We start from the raw sequence: 14,711 nt of genomic DNA on the forward strand, positions 1-14,711 counted from the left end.
TTTCTCCTTTAAAACTATCAAAGTGTATACATTTAGAAGTGTATTCAAACACATAAAAAATATTTTACGCTAAATAAAAGCGATTGTACATGTATAAAAAATAGATGTCTTGATTATTTATCCCGTATTAACGAGCAGTAAAACGCCCACCTCAAAGTCCAGTGAATACAATGAAGTTAGGTGGGAGATAACTGCCCGTAAATACCCGATTGGTGAAGGCTAATAATCAGAGTGGGGATAGCCCCACTCTGATTAAAGTTTCACTTTATAAGACACCTATTCGTTATTGTATACAAAAGATAGGGATAAGAAAATGATAAAATTTTACCTAATTACAACATAATGCTTACGATAATTGCAGATAAAATACTAACGAGAGTAGCTCCATATAGTAATTTAAGGCCAAACCTCGCAACAACGTTTCCTTGTTCTTCGTTTAGTCCTTTTACCGCACCTGAAATAATACCAATGGAAGAAAAATTGGCAAAAGATACAAGGAAAACAGAAATAATACCAACTGTACGGGGAGAAAGACTATTAGAAATTTTACTAAGGTCCATCATTGCGACAAATTCATTCGTTACAAGCTTCGTTGCCATAATGCTGCCAGCTGCTACAATTTCAGAACTTGGTACACCGATAAGGAATGCGATAGGTGCAAATACGTAGCCAATTAATTGTTGGAACGTAATACCGAATATAATGAGGAACAAGTCATTAATACAACTAATTAAGGCAACAAATCCGATGAGCATAGCGCCGACAACAATGGCTACACGAAAACCATCAAGAATGTATTCTCCAAGCATTTCAAAAAAGCTTTGTTTTTCACCTTTGATTTCTAAAATATCTTCGTCATCTTTAACGTCGTAAGGGTTAATGATGAGTACGATAATAAAACCGCTAAATAAATTGAGAACGAGTGCAGTTACTACATACTTAGGTTCAATCATTGTCATATAGGCACCTACGATAGACATAGATACGGTTGACATAGCGGAGGCACAAAGTGTATAAAGACGGTGTTTTGGGATTTGAGCTAATTGCTTTTTTACTGTAATAAAAACTTCTGATTGGCCGACAATGGCAGAGGCGATAGCGTTGTAAGATTCTAATTTCCCAAGACCATTTATTTTACTAAGAAAGTACCCGATCCAACGAATGAAAAATGGTAGTATTTTGAAATGTTGTAATATACCAATTAAAACAGAAATAAAGACGATTGGTAATAATACAGTAAGGAAAAATGGCATTTCACCTTTATTTGCAAGACCACCAAATACGAAATTTATTCCATTAGCAGCATACTCGAGTAGCTTTGTAAACAAACTGGAAATGATTCTAATAAGTATGAGGCCGATTTCTGTATTTAATAGTAAATAGGTTAAAATTAACTGTATAATAAGCATGATAAAAATTGGTTTAAATTTAATATGCTTCTTATTATTGCTAGCAATATAAGCGAGCAAGAAAACAACAATTAGTCCGACGAAAAAAGTAATGAATTTCATGGTAAGCCCCCTAAAAGAGATATTCTGCTATATATGTTTTTCATTTCAAGGGAGAATATGCATCTTTGGTAAAGAAAGGAATAGAGAGAGTATGAATATATGTAGAGTGCATCACGTTGCAATTATTTGTTCGAATTATGAGACGTCAAAGTATTTTTATACTAGAATATTAGGGTTTAAAGAAATGAATGAAGTATATAGAAAGGAACGAGATTCTTATAAATTAGATTTATGTGTAGGAGAAGAGTATCAAATCGAATTATTTTCATTTCCAAATCCGCCTGAGCGCAAAAGTTTTCCAGAAGCAGCCGGTCTTAGACATTTAGCATTTGCTGTTACAAATATAGAAGAAGCTGTGAAGCATTTAAATCAATGTGGTGTTGAGACCGAACCGATCCGTATTGATGAAATAACGGGGAAGAAATTCGTCTTTTTCCAAGACCCTGATGGTTTACCTTTAGAATTGTATGAGGTTTGAAAATTGGTGGATTTTATATAGAGTTGCTTTCCAATAATTGAAGAAACTAAAGTGAAACTTCTTTTTAAAAGGAGGTGTAACTTTAGCTAAGAAAGCTAAAGAGCATATGTGGATATTTTAAAATTATTGATGGTAGTCATTCTTATTGGGTTAACAGCATTTTTTGTGGCTGTTGAATTTGCAATTATTAAGGTACGTAGCAGTCGTATTGATCAACTCGTTAGCGAAAAAAGACGAGGTGCACTGGCCGCTAAAAAGGTAACTACAAATTTAGATGAATATTTATCGGCCTGTCAGCTAGGTATTACAATTACTGCTTTAGGGCTCGGGTGGTTAGGGGAACCAACCATTAAACATTTACTCGAGCCGTTGTTTTTAAAATTGCAATTCTCACCTACAATTTCCAGTACAGTTTCATTTATTATTGCCTTTGCAGTAATTACATTTTTACATGTTGTCATTGGGGAACTTGCTCCAAAGACATTTGCTATACAAAAAGCAGAACAAGTTAGCTTATTGTTATCGAAGCCACTTATTTATTTTTACCGAGTTATGTATCCGTTTATTTGGGCTTTGAATGGTTCAGCGAGGGTTGTAACTGGTTTATTTGGATTAAATCCAGCTTCTGAACATGAAGTAGCTCATTCAGAAGAAGAATTAAGGTTAATCTTATCTGAGAGCTATGAGAGCGGAGAGATTAACCAAAGGGAATTTAAATATGTAAATAATATTTTTGAATTTGATAATAGAGTAGCAAAAGAAATTATGGTACCTCGTACGGAAGTTGTAGGCTTATATGAGGACGAACCATTTGAAACACATATTAAAGTAATCGCGCAAGAAAAGTACACGAGATATCCTGTATTTGGTGAAGATAAAGATGAAATTATTGGGATGGTTAATGTAAAAGATTTATTTATTCGTTATATGGATGGTAATCGGGACGAGGAGTGCTCGATTATGCCATATACAAGGCCAGTTATTGAAGTGCTAGAAAATATTCCAATTCATGATTTACTATTACAAATGCAAAGAAAACACATTCCATTAGCTGTATTGTATGATGAATATGGTGGTACAGCAGGGATTGTTACACTAGAAGATATTTTAGAAGAAATTGTTGGAGAAATTCGAGATGAATACGATGAAGATGAGAATCCACCTATAGAGCATGTAAGTGAAGGTTATAAAATCGTAGAGGGAAAAGTGCTTATTAGTGAAGTAAATGATTTGCTTGGCATACATTTAATTGCTGATGATGTAGATACAATTGGTGGCTGGATTATGGTACAAAAACAAATCGTTGCTGAAGGAGATGTTATTGAGAAATACGGTTTTTATTTTAAAGTCCTTGAAAAGGATATGCATCAAATTAAACGAGTGGAAATAAGGAAAGTAGAAGAATGATTTTCTATAAACTTTAATAAAAAGGATATGCAGAAAAATAAATGTTTGCGCTTTCAAAAAAGGTACTATATAGTGAAGGTGGATACTGAAAAATTCTTCTGAATGATACTCGTGTTTTTAGAGGGCGGATTTTTTGGATAAGGATTTAGAATGAAAAAGTATAGGTGATAAAAATGATAGCAACGAAGGATATACGTATAGAAAAAGATTTTTTAGGTGAAAAAGAAGTACCAAGTGCAGCTTATTATGGTGTACAAACATTACGTGCCGTAGAAAACTTCCCAATTACAGGATATCGCATTCATCCATCACTCATTACAGCAATGGCAATTGTGAAAAAAGCGGCGGCGCTTGCGAATATAGATACTGGTTACTTAGCTAAAGACATTGGACATGAAATTGCAGAAGCAGCGCAAGAAATTGTTGATGGAAAGTTTCATGATCAATTTATCGTGGATCCTATTCAAGGCGGAGCCGGAACTTCTATTAATATGAATACAAATGAAGTAATTGCGAATAGAGCGTTAGAACGTATGGGATATGAAAAAGGGGCGTATGCGAAAATTAGCCCAAACACTCATGTGAACATGGCCCAATCAACGAACGATGCGTTTCCGACAGGAATTCATATTGCAACTCTTATGATGTTAGAAAAGCTTCTTATTACAATGGAAGAACTTCATTCTGCTTTTCGTAAAAAAGCAAAAGAGTTTGATCACGTTATTAAAATGGGACGCACACATTTACAAGATGCAGTTCCAATTCGCCTTGGACAAGAATTTGAAGCGTATAGCCGAGTGCTTGCGCGTGATATAAAAAGAATTAAACAGTCTCGTCAACATTTATATGAAGTGAATATGGGGGCGACAGCTGTTGGTACAGGATTAAATGCAAATCCTACGTATATTGAACAGGTGGTAAAACATTTAAGAACGTTTAGTGGGTTCCCACTTGTTGGTGCAGAGCATTTAGTTGATGCAACGCAAAATACAGATGCATACACAGAAGTATCTGCAGCACTTAAAGTATGTATGATGAACATGTCTAAAATTGCAAACGATCTTCGTATTATGGCGTCTGGGCCACGTGTTGGGTTGGCTGAAATTCAATTGCCAGCACGTCAGCCGGGTTCATCGATTATGCCAGGTAAAGTGAATCCAGTTATGGCAGAAGTGATTAACCAAGTCGCATTCCAAGTAATCGGAAACGATCATACAATTTGCTTAGCATCAGAAGCAGGACAATTAGAGTTAAACGTAATGGAGCCTGTGCTTGTATTTAATTTAATTCAATCTATAAGTATTATGAATAATGGATTCCGTGTATTCCGTGAATATTGTATTGAAGGAATTACAGCAAATGAAGAATTGCTGAAGCAATATGTTGAGAAAAGTGTTGGAATTATTACAGCAGTTAATCCTCATATTGGTTATGAAGCAGCATCTCGTATTGCACGTGAAGCGATTGAAACAGGAAAATCTGTTAGGGAGTTATGTTTAGAGCATGGTGTACTGACAGAAGAGGAATTGGATATTATTTTAGATCCATTCGAAATGACTCACCCTGAAATTGCTGGAGCTTCTTTATTAAAAAATAAAGAAATGTAATGTGAAAAACACCGATCCATTTGGATCGGTGTTTTATTTTTAAAAGATATTAAATACAGCGTTTAATTGAAGTAAGCTAATAACAGCTAAGAAGATTAAACTGTATTTCATTGCTGTTTTAAATAGAGCAGATTCTTTACCAACTAGTCCAACTGCGGCACAAGCAACTGCTACAGATTGTGGTGAAACCATTTTTGCCATTGTACCACCTACTACGTTTAAGGCAACGAGTGTAGAAGGAACGATGTTTAACTGGTCTGCTGTTACTGCTTGAAGTGGTGCGAATAAAGAACCACTTGAAACTACTGAACCTGTAATGAATACGCCAATCCATCCTAAGATTGGAGAAAGAACTGGGAATGCATTACCAGTAGAAGAGAATGCAAGTCCAAGTGTAGATGACATACCAGAGTAGTTCTCTACGTAAGCTAAAGCGATAACGCTACAAATTGTATATACTGGAGCTTTTAATTCTTTCATTGTTTCAATCATTAATTCCTTAACCATTTTACCTTTTACGCGGTAAACGATAAGTGAAACGATAATTGCTAGTACAATCGCAGTAGTTGTAGAAGAGAATACATCAAATTTGAAAACAGCTGCGAAAGGTGTATCAGCTTTTGTAATTGGTGTAGTTTTCATAACAGCATTATGAAGACCAGGGAACTGAATGTTAAATACTAAGTTTGCTAACGCACCATCTGGAGCAAATAAAGCTTTAATCGGTTTTAAGTTAAAGATTGTTACAAATGCAGTTAAGAATACGAATGGAGACCAAGCATATAAAATTTGATTGAATGTATGTGATACTTTAGTTTCTTGTTTTTCTTCTTTAGTAGAAGATTTTGGTTGCCAAACACGTAAGAATAATGCAAGAGCAATCATACTTACAACGGCTGCGAAAATATTAGTAAGTTCTGCGCCTAAGAAGTAAGTTACAGCGAATTGAGTAATAGCGAAAGAAACACCACTTACAAGAATACCTTGCCAAGTTTCTTTAATACCTTTAATTCCATCGACCATTGAAACAAGTAAGAAAGGTAAGATAACACTAATGAAAGGTAAAATAAGAACAGTTTGACGACCAATAGTTAATGCGTCAAGTTGAGTTAATTGTGCTGGTACTGTAACTGGAATACCCATAGCACCCATAGCACCACCAGCAATATTAGCTACTAAACAAATACCTGCTGCTTTTAATGGATTAAAGCCCATACCTACAAGTAGTGCGGCTGTAATAGCAACTGGAACCCCTAGACCAGCTGCGCCTTCTAAGAAAGCACCGAAAGAATAAGCGATTAATAATACTTGTAAACGTTGATCATTTGTAATGCTTGAAATACTATCGCGAATAATATTGAATTGCTCTGTTTTAACAGTTAATTTGTAAAGGAAAATTGCAGCGATAACGATAGTACAAATTGGATAAAATCCAGATAAAACACCGAATCCGGCAGATGCTACAGCTACTGTTGCTGGCATTTTATAAACAAATATTGCAAGGATAATAGCGACAATCACACTATAAAGACCAGCCATGTAACTTTTCATTTTGAATCCCATTAAACAAATGATGAAACAAAAGATTGGAAGTGCTGCGATTAGTGCAGATAACCAAATATTGTTTAACGGGTCATAAATTTGTGTCCAAGTACTCATAATAATGACAACTCCTATCTATTATATGTGAAGAAATTCACATTATTTGTGAAATAATTCACAATCAACTTACATGCTTAGTATATTCTCCTTCAACACTATTGTCAACGTAAAAAAGTATAATTATTCCATAATAGTGTTAAAAGAAAAGCTTTGTTCATAAAGTAGACAAAAAACACACTCAAATGAATTTAAGTGCGCTGTATAAACTATGTGCATATTATTTTGCTTATTCAGATGGCATGTTCCTTATAGGCGTATATTAGATGAAGTCTTTTATATTAAGTATAAAGTTTGATATATGCAATTATCTGTCCTGTTTGATCTAGTGGGGGGAACGGTGAGTGGATTTAATAGGAAGTTTTGCACAACAATCCAACCGCTTGCAATACGAATAAAAAATAAGAAACAAATTTTTAATATCACATCATCTCTTTTTACTGAAAATTCCTTTTAGCGTAACAAAGAGGTTAATTATAGTTCAACTACATTACGATAGGTTATCAATTATAGACGGTATTTTACAATACCGTTACTGTGCATTTCAATGAGGTGAAAATATAACAAAAAGCCTGATAAAACAACGTTTGCAAGCAAAGTATTCGTAGGCCATTATTTTGCTTTTTCGTTATATCATATAGTATAATATTCAAAATCAGCAAGGATTTTTTCCTGAATTTTTGCTGATAAAGATGGAAAAATTTTTCGGCTTTATAGGTTGATAAAGTTATGTCGTAACAGGAAATATAAGAACAGATATATAAATAAATAAAAAGAACATAAAAACGCAAATAAAAACGAAAATGAGGGGAACTTTATGAGCCAAAATCAATTCGAATGTCGTATTTCAGAAGAAGATGTACAAATGTTAAGAGCGTTAGCTCACCCACTTCGTCTACGTCTAGTAATGGAACTTATGCAAAGAGGAACATGTAATGTAACACAGCTACAGGAAGTATTAGAAATTCCACAATCAACTGTTTCACAACATTTAACGAAGTTAAAGCAAAATAAAGTAGTACGCTTTGAAAGACGAGGATTAGAAGTGTATTATCAAATCCATAATGATAAAGTAAGTGCAGTAGTAAAAACATTATTTTCTTAAAATTTGAATATTATGGAAAAAGACGTGTAGAATATACGTCTTTTTTTATTTGTCAGAAAGGTAGCGAGAGAGTAAATATTAGCATGTTAGGAAGAAATGACTATCAATCAATATGCTGCCTTACGGAATATATTCTAAAAGGAAAAGAAAAAATAAAAAGGAGTATAGTAAGCAAAAGGAGGGATAGTAGTATGGATGTGAAACGTGTGAAACAAATCTTATCTTCTTCAAGTAGAATTGACGTTACATATGAGGGCGTACCAGTATGGATTGAGAGCTGTGATGAGCAGAAGGGGAGTGCTCAAGTGTATGATGTATCTAATCCTGGTGAGAGCGTTCATGTGGACGTGACAGCTTTAGAGGAGAAGTAATAAAAAAGACGCTTCTAATTTTAGAAGCGTCTTTTTGTTATTCCATCATATGTGCAATTTTCTTAGAGAACATAAGAAGTACTAATCCCAGTACAATTACGATAATACCGATGCTTGCGAATACTTCTAAATATCCTAAAGATTGAGTGAAAGCGGCTAATTGTCCTGCTAATAAGTTTGCGAAGCCAGTACCAGCTAACCATACACCCATTAATAATGATGCTAATTTAACAGGAGCAATTGCACTTACCATAGATAATCCGATTGGTGATAAGAATAACTCACCGATTGTGTGGAACATGTAAGTGAATACAATGAATAGTAAGTTTGCTTTCATTGTAATGTTACCTTCATCGCTACCAGTTTTTAAAACAGCTAAAGTTAGAACTAAATATCCAATCCCTAGTAAAATCATGCCTAATGCCATTTTTGTTGGGATTTTCAAATCGCCATTTTTTGTTTTTGAAAGCTTAATCCATAACGCAGAAACAGGTAATGCTAGTAAGATAATGAATAGTGGGTTTACAGATTGGAACCAAGGTGTTGGAATTGTAAATCCACCAATTGTACGATCTACGAACTTATCTGTGTAAAGTGTTAAAGAACTACCAGCTTGCTCAAATCCTGCCCAGAAGAATACTACGAAACAAGTTAAAATTAAAATTGCAGCAGTACGTTTTTTCTCTTGTGTTGTTAAAGGTTTTTTCTCAATTGCTTTTGCATTTTTTTCTTTAGATTGTTTACCTACAACAGTTGTTCCGATAGACCCTAAGTAACGAGGTGCTAAGAAATTAAAGGCAAGCTGCCCAATAATCATACCGATACAAGCTGTTAAGAAACCGTATCTATAATCTGCGAAGTAACCGCAAATGAATGGAGCGATAAGAGCTCCTAAGTTAATCCCCATGTAGAAGATAGTGAAGGCACTATCACGACGAGAATCGTTTTCGCTATATAATTGACCTAATAAAGTCGAAATATTTGGTTTGAAGAATCCGTTACCAATAACTAATAATCCTAATCCTAAGAAAAGTCCAGTTTTTGTGTTCATTGAGAATAATACAAAGTTACCAATTGCCATGATGATACCACCAATAGTAATGGCATGTCGCTTCGTAATGAAATGGTCAGTTAACCAACCACCAATAATAGGTGTGAAGTATACTAACATTGTGAAAATACCGTAAATTTGAACTGCAACTGCTTTATCAAATCCTAAACCGCCGCTTACTAAGCTCGTTGTTAAATAAAGAACTAATAAGCCACGCATTCCGTAATAACTAAATCTTTCCCACGCCTCTGTAAAGAACAACAAGTATAACCCTGGTGGATGTTTTTTTGGTGATTGTTGCTCTCCAGCTTTGTCTAATTTTAAAGCTGCATCCATTTTTGTTTCCCCCTAATCCTGTATAACGGATATTTATGTAATCATTTTAATTTACAAAATATTTAGAAGTCAATAGAATTATATGGAAATAGAAAGAAAATTTCTAAAAAAGTTCTATTTTTCTTCGACCGTTACTGTATTTTGCCCTGAAAACGAGATGATAAGCGTTTTCAAATGTAATAATTGAATTCTAAAAGAAAATAAAATAGTGATTAATCAGAAAATTTAGATTAAAACATTTATTCTGATATAAAGAAAATATATTCTATTTACTTTCTCAATATAACATATTGGGAATAAAAATACAAAACGAAATAATGTGACATTTAAGTGAATTGAAAAATAACCAGCTCCACAGAAGGGAGCTGGTTAAGGAAATATTATTTAACAAAGCGTTTTTCGATGTCATCTAATAGTAGGTTAGCGGCCATTACGCCACCAGCTGTATTCCAAATAACGTCATCAACTTTGTATGCTTTACCATTTTTTACTGCATTTAAATTTTTAAATAGAGGATCGTTTATATACTCTTTTTCTAGTTCAGACCCTTTTTTCTCATTTCCTTTATCGAATGTGAAGTAGAATAATACGTCACCATCCATAGCAGAAATACGCTCTTTAGATACGTTACGCTCTGCAAAATCATCTTTATTTTGATCTCCAGGACGTTTAAATCCAAGTTCTTTTAAAATAACACCAGAGAATGTATCGCCATGATAAATACGAACATCACCAGGCATGAAACGAACCATAGAGATTTCTTGGTTTACTTTATCGCCAAGTTTGCCTTTTAAATCTTTTATACGTGATTCGTAATCAGCTACAACTTTTTGACCTTCTTTTTCTTTATTTAATGCTTTTGCATAAAATTTGAAGTTATCTTTCCATTCACCACGTAATGTTTCTGAGAACACAGTAGGTGCAATTGCTTTTAGTTGTTCGTACACTTTTTCGTGGCGCATTTTATTACCGATAATTAAGTCTGGTTTTAAAGAAGCAATTGTTTCAACGTTAACTTGTCCTTCATCACCAACAACTTTTACATTTTTCATTTTATCCTTAATATGTGGATACCATGGGTCACCAGTCCAAGACTTTACAGCACCAACTGGTTTCACACCTAATTCAAGTAAAGCTTCAGTTCCTTCATTTGTTAAGATAACTACACGTTTTGGATTAGCAGGAACTTCTGTTTTACCCATTGCATGTTCTACAGTAACCACTTCTTTTTTATTATCTTCTTTTGTAGATTCTTCTTTGTTATTTGATTTTCCACAAGCGCTTAAAAGCATTGAAAATGCTAGTAAAAATACAAATACTGTAAACGATTTCTTCCGCATGAAATTCATTATGTACCCCCTACATGTTGAGAATATTTTTCAATAGCAAGCATGATATTAAGCCTTTATCTTTTGATTGTCAATACATATGGGTGAAAATAATTCTCATTTCCGTTGACAATGAGAATTAAGTTGAAATACACTAACAACGTATCATTATACATTGAAGGGGAAACGCTGCATGTTATTAAAAACAAATCGAGCAAAATGGATTGGATTATTTGTTGGAATCATTGCAGTCGTTATTTGTATTTGGGGAAGTATTATTTTCGGATATACAAATACGAGTTGGAAACTAGCATTGGATGCTTTTTTCCATTTTAACGGTTCCAATGAACATATTATTATTCAAAATGTACGTCTGCCTAGGGCGTTAATTGCAGCTAGTGTTGGTGCTAGTTTAGCCATTGCTGGTTGTCTTATGCAAACTTTAACTAAGAATCCACTTGCTTCTCCAGATTTTATTGGATTAAATTCAGGTGCTGCGTTCTTTATAGTTGTAGCAATTGTAATCTTTTCAGTAACATCATTATCAGCTTTCACATGGATTGCCTTTTTAGGAGCGGCGGTTGCAGCTGTACTTGTATTTGCTTCTAGTTCTTTAGGAAAAGAAGGGACTACTCCTCTTAAGTTAACGTTAGCAGGGGTCGCAATTAGTGCATTATTTTCATCATTAACACAAGGATTACTTGTGTTAAATGAAAAAGCACTTGAAGAGGTATTATTTTGGCTTGCTGGATCTGTGCAAGGGAGAAAGTTAGAAATTTTACAATCTGTATTCCCATATTTATTAATAGGATGGATTGCATCTCTTATGATGGCAGGGAAAGTAAATACATTAATGATGGGGGAAGACGTTGCAAAAGGACTTGGACAACGAACGATTTTAATGAAATCATTCGTACTACTTATTATTGTCCTGTTGTCTGGTGGTTCAGTTGCGGTCGCAGGTCCAATTGGATTTATTGGTATTGTTACCCCGCATTTTGCCAGATTTCTAGTTGGAGTAGATCATAGGTGGAGAGTACCGTATAGCGGTTTATTAGGTGCAATACTATTAATCTTAGCTGATATAGCAGCAAGATATGTCATTATGCCACAAGAAGTACCAGTAGGAGTTATGACAGCATTTATTGGAGCTCCATTCTTTATTTATATTGCACGTAAGAGAGGGCTTAGCAAATGAAGAAGTATATTCCATTTCGTATAGGGAAAGGCGGGCCCTCGTTTTTAATGTATAAACGAGCTTGTCTCGTCTTATTTAGTTTATTAGTTGTTTTAATAGGATTATTTTTTGCGAGTGCAGGTATGGGAGACATGAAAATTGCTCCTTATGATGTATGGCAAGCGATCACTGGAAATGGCGATGCGATGTCTAACATGGTTGTAAATAAGTTTCGTATGCCGCGTATTTTAATTGCCATCCTTGTAGGAATTGCGCTTGCTGTAGCAGGATGTATTTTACAAGGTCTCGTTCGAAATCCACTTGCTTCTCCGGATATCATCGGGATTACGGGTGGGGCAAGTGTTGCAGTTGTATTGTTTTTAGCTATATTTAGTGATAAAAATAATGCGCTAACTGTAAGCATTCATTATATGCCGTTAGCAGCCTTTGTTGGGGCAACGATTGTGGCGCTTTTTGTATATTTATTTGCATGGAGAAATGACGGGTTATCGCCGATTAGTCTTGTTTTAATTGGTGTGGGGTTTTGGGCATTAACGAAAGCGGCAACGACTTTGTTTATGTTGTTAGCACCAATTTATCAAGCGAGTCAAGCGAATGTATGGATTACAGGTACTGTTTATGGTTCTTCATGGCAAAACGTTATGGTGCTTGCACCGTGGGTTCTCATTTTAACGGTAATATCATTTATAGCTGCTAGACATTTAAATGCGCAAGAGCTAGGGGATGATATTGCGGTAGGACTTGGTGTTCCTTTAACGAAGTCACGCGTATTCATGTTATTACTTAGTACGGCTTTAATTGGGGGAGCAGTTGCCTTCGCCGGAGGAATTGGATTTGTCGGTTTAATGGCACCTCATATTTCACGAAGGCTAGTTGGTTCTTTATACGGTGCATTACTCCCAGTTGCAGCTATTGTCGGTGCAATTCTAGTACTTGCTGCAGATTTAATTGGGCGTACAGTTTTCACACCACTTGAAATTCCAGCAGGGGTATTTACATCAGCAATTGGTGCACCTTATTTTATTTATTTACTTTATAAAAGTCGGAATTCATAAAGGGAGATGAATATGCAAAAAGCATTGGAGACGAAATGTTTGACGTTGTCTTATGGTGAAACAATTATTATTGATGAGTTGAATTTAGAAATTCCAAAAGGTGAAATTACAATCTTTATCGGTTCCAACGGTTGCGGGAAATCAACTTTATTACGTTCACTAGCTAGATTATTAAAGCCAACAACTGGTGACATTTTGTTAGATAATCAAGCTATTCAAAGTATGCAAACGAAGCAAATTGCTCGTCAAATGGCAATTTTACCGCAAGGACCGCAAGCACCTGAAGGGCTTACAGTATTGCAACTTGTAAAACAAGGACGCTATCCATATCAAACATGGCTGAAACAGTGGTCAGAAAAAGATGAGGAAATGGTACAGAAGGCACTTGCAGCAACAGGTATGACAGAATTTGCTGAGCGTGATGTGCATGCTCTTTCAGGTGGACAACGACAGCGTGCTTGGATTGCAATGACGCTTGCACAAGATACAGATATTATTTTACTGGATGAGCCTACTACATATTTAGATATGACTCACCAAATTGAAGTGCTAGATTTATTATTCGAATTAAATGAAACAGAACAAAGAACAATTGTTATGGTATTACACGATTTAAATTTAGCATGTCGCTATGCAGATAACATTGTAGCCATTCAAGATAAACAAATATATGCACAAGGTAAACCTGAAGAAGTGGTAGATGAGAAACTAGTACGTGATGTATTCCGAATGGAGTGTCAAATTAGTACGGATCCGTTGTTTGGAACACCGCTTTGTATACCTCACGGAAGAGGAAGACGTGTAGTTAAAGAAGTTGCTCAGGCAATGAGATAAAAAAACGATGAGTGATTCATCGTTTTTTTTATTTGGTACAAGAAAATAAGAGGAAGAGAGGAATACGTAAGCGACGTTTATAATCTGCTTCATTTTGAAAATAGGTTGGATTTGGTGTAGCTTCTTTTAATGATGTAATGGTAAATCCGGCTTGCTGTAATAATGTGAAATAATCTTCCGTTGTACGATGATATTTAATAACTTCTTGGTCAATCCATGGTTCAACCCGTTTGCCTAGTTTAAAGTAATCATCGACGAGCCAACTCGTTCTTTTACCACTTGTTTGTAAGCTTTCAAACGAAGAAGTAATAACGGGATGTTGAACGCTAAAGGTAAAGGTGCCATTTGTTTTTAAAGTTTGAAATACATTTTGAAAAATGGTATCAAGATGTTCAATATAATGTAAGGCGAGTCTAGATGTTACTAAATCAAAAGTGGAAGAGGGGTAGGTATAATCTTTGAGGTTTAAAAAATGAACAGATCCATTTTTATTTTCTAGTTGTTTTTTAGCTTTTTCATACATAAGTTCGGAGCCTTCAATGCCGGTGTAAGAGTAGCATCCCTTTTCTAATAATTCCGCGCCAAACTTAGCATCACCACAGCCTAAATCGAGAATTTGTTTTCCTCGTACATGACCAATGAGCTGAAAGAATACTGGTTTTTCAATGGATTCATTTGGGCTATTTTCTCGGTATCTTCGTTTCATATATTGTTCGAAAAATGCTGTGTTATTGTATACATCAGATTCTGTAAATGCCATGTTTGAAACCT

Annotated in this window: 13 protein-coding genes; 8 read left to right on the plus strand and 5 right to left on the minus strand. The window is 34.9% G+C overall.

All coding sequences use genetic code 11. The annotated features are described in order from the left end of the window. Positions 1 to 332: 332 nt before the first annotated feature. On the minus strand, positions 333 to 1,511 hold the full coding sequence (locus EBQ15_RS23640) for a NupC/NupG family nucleoside CNT transporter (protein WP_000668870.1): 1,179 nt from the start codon (positions 1,509 to 1,511) through the stop codon (positions 333 to 335). Positions 1,512 to 1,602: 91 nt separating this feature from the next. On the opposite strand from EBQ15_RS23640, the gene gloA2 reads away from it, so the two are divergent. The 3 genes from gloA2 to aspA all read left to right on the plus strand — a co-directional run bounded on the left by gloA2 (position 1,603) and on the right by aspA (position 5,003). Then, positions 1,603 to 1,989: an SMU1112c/YaeR family gloxylase I-like metalloprotein gene (gene gloA2 / locus EBQ15_RS23645; RefSeq protein ID WP_001017685.1), complete on the plus strand. Its 387-nt coding sequence runs from the start codon at positions 1,603 to 1,605 to the stop codon at positions 1,987 to 1,989. Positions 1,990 to 2,097: 108 nt separating this feature from the next. After that, positions 2,098 to 3,396 (plus strand): hemolysin family protein, encoded by a 1,299-nt coding sequence (locus tag EBQ15_RS23650; RefSeq protein WP_000353325.1) that lies wholly within the window; start codon positions 2,098 to 2,100, stop codon positions 3,394 to 3,396. A 173-nt stretch (positions 3,397 to 3,569) separates the two neighbouring features. Continuing rightward, positions 3,570 to 5,003, plus strand: a complete 1,434-nt coding sequence (gene aspA / locus EBQ15_RS23655) for an aspartate ammonia-lyase (RefSeq protein ID WP_000562129.1) — start codon at positions 3,570 to 3,572, stop codon at positions 5,001 to 5,003. 39 nt (positions 5,004 to 5,042) lie between these two features. Here aspA and EBQ15_RS23660 read toward each other — a convergent pair whose 3' ends face one another. Further along, positions 5,043 to 6,662: an L-lactate permease gene (locus EBQ15_RS23660; protein ID WP_000109101.1), complete on the minus strand. Its 1,620-nt coding sequence runs from the start codon at positions 6,660 to 6,662 to the stop codon at positions 5,043 to 5,045. Positions 6,663 to 7,479: 817 nt separating this feature from the next. Between EBQ15_RS23660 and EBQ15_RS23665 the strand changes: the two genes are divergently transcribed. Together EBQ15_RS23665 and EBQ15_RS23670 are read left to right on the plus strand one after the other, a co-directional pair. Then, positions 7,480 to 7,767, plus strand: coding sequence for an ArsR/SmtB family transcription factor (locus EBQ15_RS23665; RefSeq protein ID WP_000081428.1), 288 nt, complete (start codon positions 7,480 to 7,482; stop codon positions 7,765 to 7,767). 191 nt (positions 7,768 to 7,958) lie between these two features. Beyond that, positions 7,959 to 8,138, plus strand: coding sequence for an acid-soluble spore protein H (locus EBQ15_RS23670; protein WP_000382679.1), 180 nt, complete (start codon positions 7,959 to 7,961; stop codon positions 8,136 to 8,138). Positions 8,139 to 8,175: 37 nt separating this feature from the next. Here the strand turns inward: EBQ15_RS23670 and EBQ15_RS23675 are convergent, their stop codons facing one another. Together EBQ15_RS23675 and EBQ15_RS23680 are read right to left on the minus strand one after the other, a co-directional pair. Beyond that, positions 8,176 to 9,525: a peptide MFS transporter gene (locus EBQ15_RS23675; protein WP_000338314.1), complete on the minus strand. Its 1,350-nt coding sequence runs from the start codon at positions 9,523 to 9,525 to the stop codon at positions 8,176 to 8,178. A 380-nt stretch (positions 9,526 to 9,905) separates the two neighbouring features. After that, positions 9,906 to 10,874, minus strand: coding sequence for an ABC transporter substrate-binding protein (locus EBQ15_RS23680; protein ID WP_001010279.1), 969 nt, complete (start codon positions 10,872 to 10,874; stop codon positions 9,906 to 9,908). 172 nt (positions 10,875 to 11,046) lie between these two features. On the opposite strand from EBQ15_RS23680, the gene EBQ15_RS23685 reads away from it, so the two are divergent. From EBQ15_RS23685 to EBQ15_RS23695, 3 genes are read left to right on the plus strand one after another with little or no spacing between them, the layout of a single operon-like run. Then, positions 11,047 to 12,051, plus strand: a complete 1,005-nt coding sequence (locus EBQ15_RS23685; protein WP_000925233.1) for a FecCD family ABC transporter permease — start codon at positions 11,047 to 11,049, stop codon at positions 12,049 to 12,051. Beyond that, positions 12,048 to 13,106, plus strand: coding sequence for a FecCD family ABC transporter permease (locus EBQ15_RS23690; protein ID WP_000760070.1), 1,059 nt, complete (start codon positions 12,048 to 12,050; stop codon positions 13,104 to 13,106). The genes EBQ15_RS23685 and EBQ15_RS23690 overlap by 4 nt, the downstream gene beginning before the upstream one ends. A gap of 12 nt (positions 13,107 to 13,118) precedes the next feature. Then, positions 13,119 to 13,940, plus strand: a complete 822-nt coding sequence (locus EBQ15_RS23695; protein WP_001167943.1) for an ABC transporter ATP-binding protein — start codon at positions 13,119 to 13,121, stop codon at positions 13,938 to 13,940. A gap of 28 nt (positions 13,941 to 13,968) precedes the next feature. Here the strand turns inward: EBQ15_RS23695 and EBQ15_RS23700 are convergent, their stop codons facing one another. Further along, positions 13,969 to 14,700, minus strand: a complete 732-nt coding sequence (locus EBQ15_RS23700) for a class I SAM-dependent DNA methyltransferase (RefSeq protein ID WP_000885977.1) — start codon at positions 14,698 to 14,700, stop codon at positions 13,969 to 13,971. Positions 14,701 to 14,711: the final 11 nt, after the last annotated feature.

Source organism: Bacillus sp. 2D03 (assembly GCF_003946765.1).
GTDB classification, from domain to species: Bacteria; Bacillota; Bacilli; order Bacillales; family Bacillaceae_G; genus Bacillus_A; species Bacillus_A cereus.

Coding starts and splice junctions, on each gene's coding strand:
- EBQ15_RS23640 (WP_000668870.1), bottom strand. CDS start 1,511: ATGAAATTCATTACTTTTTTCGTCGGACTAATTGTTGTTTTCTTGCTC.
- gloA2 (WP_001017685.1), top strand. CDS start 1,603: ATGAATATATGTAGAGTGCATCACGTTGCAATTATTTGTTCGAATTAT.
- aspA (WP_000562129.1), top strand. CDS start 3,570: ATGATAGCAACGAAGGATATACGTATAGAAAAAGATTTTTTAGGTGAA.
- EBQ15_RS23660 (WP_000109101.1), bottom strand. CDS start 6,662: ATGAGTACTTGGACACAAATTTATGACCCGTTAAACAATATTTGGTTA.
- EBQ15_RS23665 (WP_000081428.1), top strand. CDS start 7,480: ATGAGCCAAAATCAATTCGAATGTCGTATTTCAGAAGAAGATGTACAA.
- EBQ15_RS23670 (WP_000382679.1), top strand. CDS start 7,959: ATGGATGTGAAACGTGTGAAACAAATCTTATCTTCTTCAAGTAGAATT.
- EBQ15_RS23675 (WP_000338314.1), bottom strand. CDS start 9,525: ATGGATGCAGCTTTAAAATTAGACAAAGCTGGAGAGCAACAATCACCA.
- EBQ15_RS23680 (WP_001010279.1), bottom strand. CDS start 10,874: ATGAATTTCATGCGGAAGAAATCGTTTACAGTATTTGTATTTTTACTA.
- EBQ15_RS23685 (WP_000925233.1), top strand. CDS start 11,047: ATGTTATTAAAAACAAATCGAGCAAAATGGATTGGATTATTTGTTGGA.
- EBQ15_RS23690 (WP_000760070.1), top strand. CDS start 12,048: ATGAAGAAGTATATTCCATTTCGTATAGGGAAAGGCGGGCCCTCGTTT.
- EBQ15_RS23695 (WP_001167943.1), top strand. CDS start 13,119: ATGCAAAAAGCATTGGAGACGAAATGTTTGACGTTGTCTTATGGTGAA.
- EBQ15_RS23700 (WP_000885977.1), bottom strand. CDS start 14,700: ATGGCATTTACAGAATCTGATGTATACAATAACACAGCATTTTTCGAA.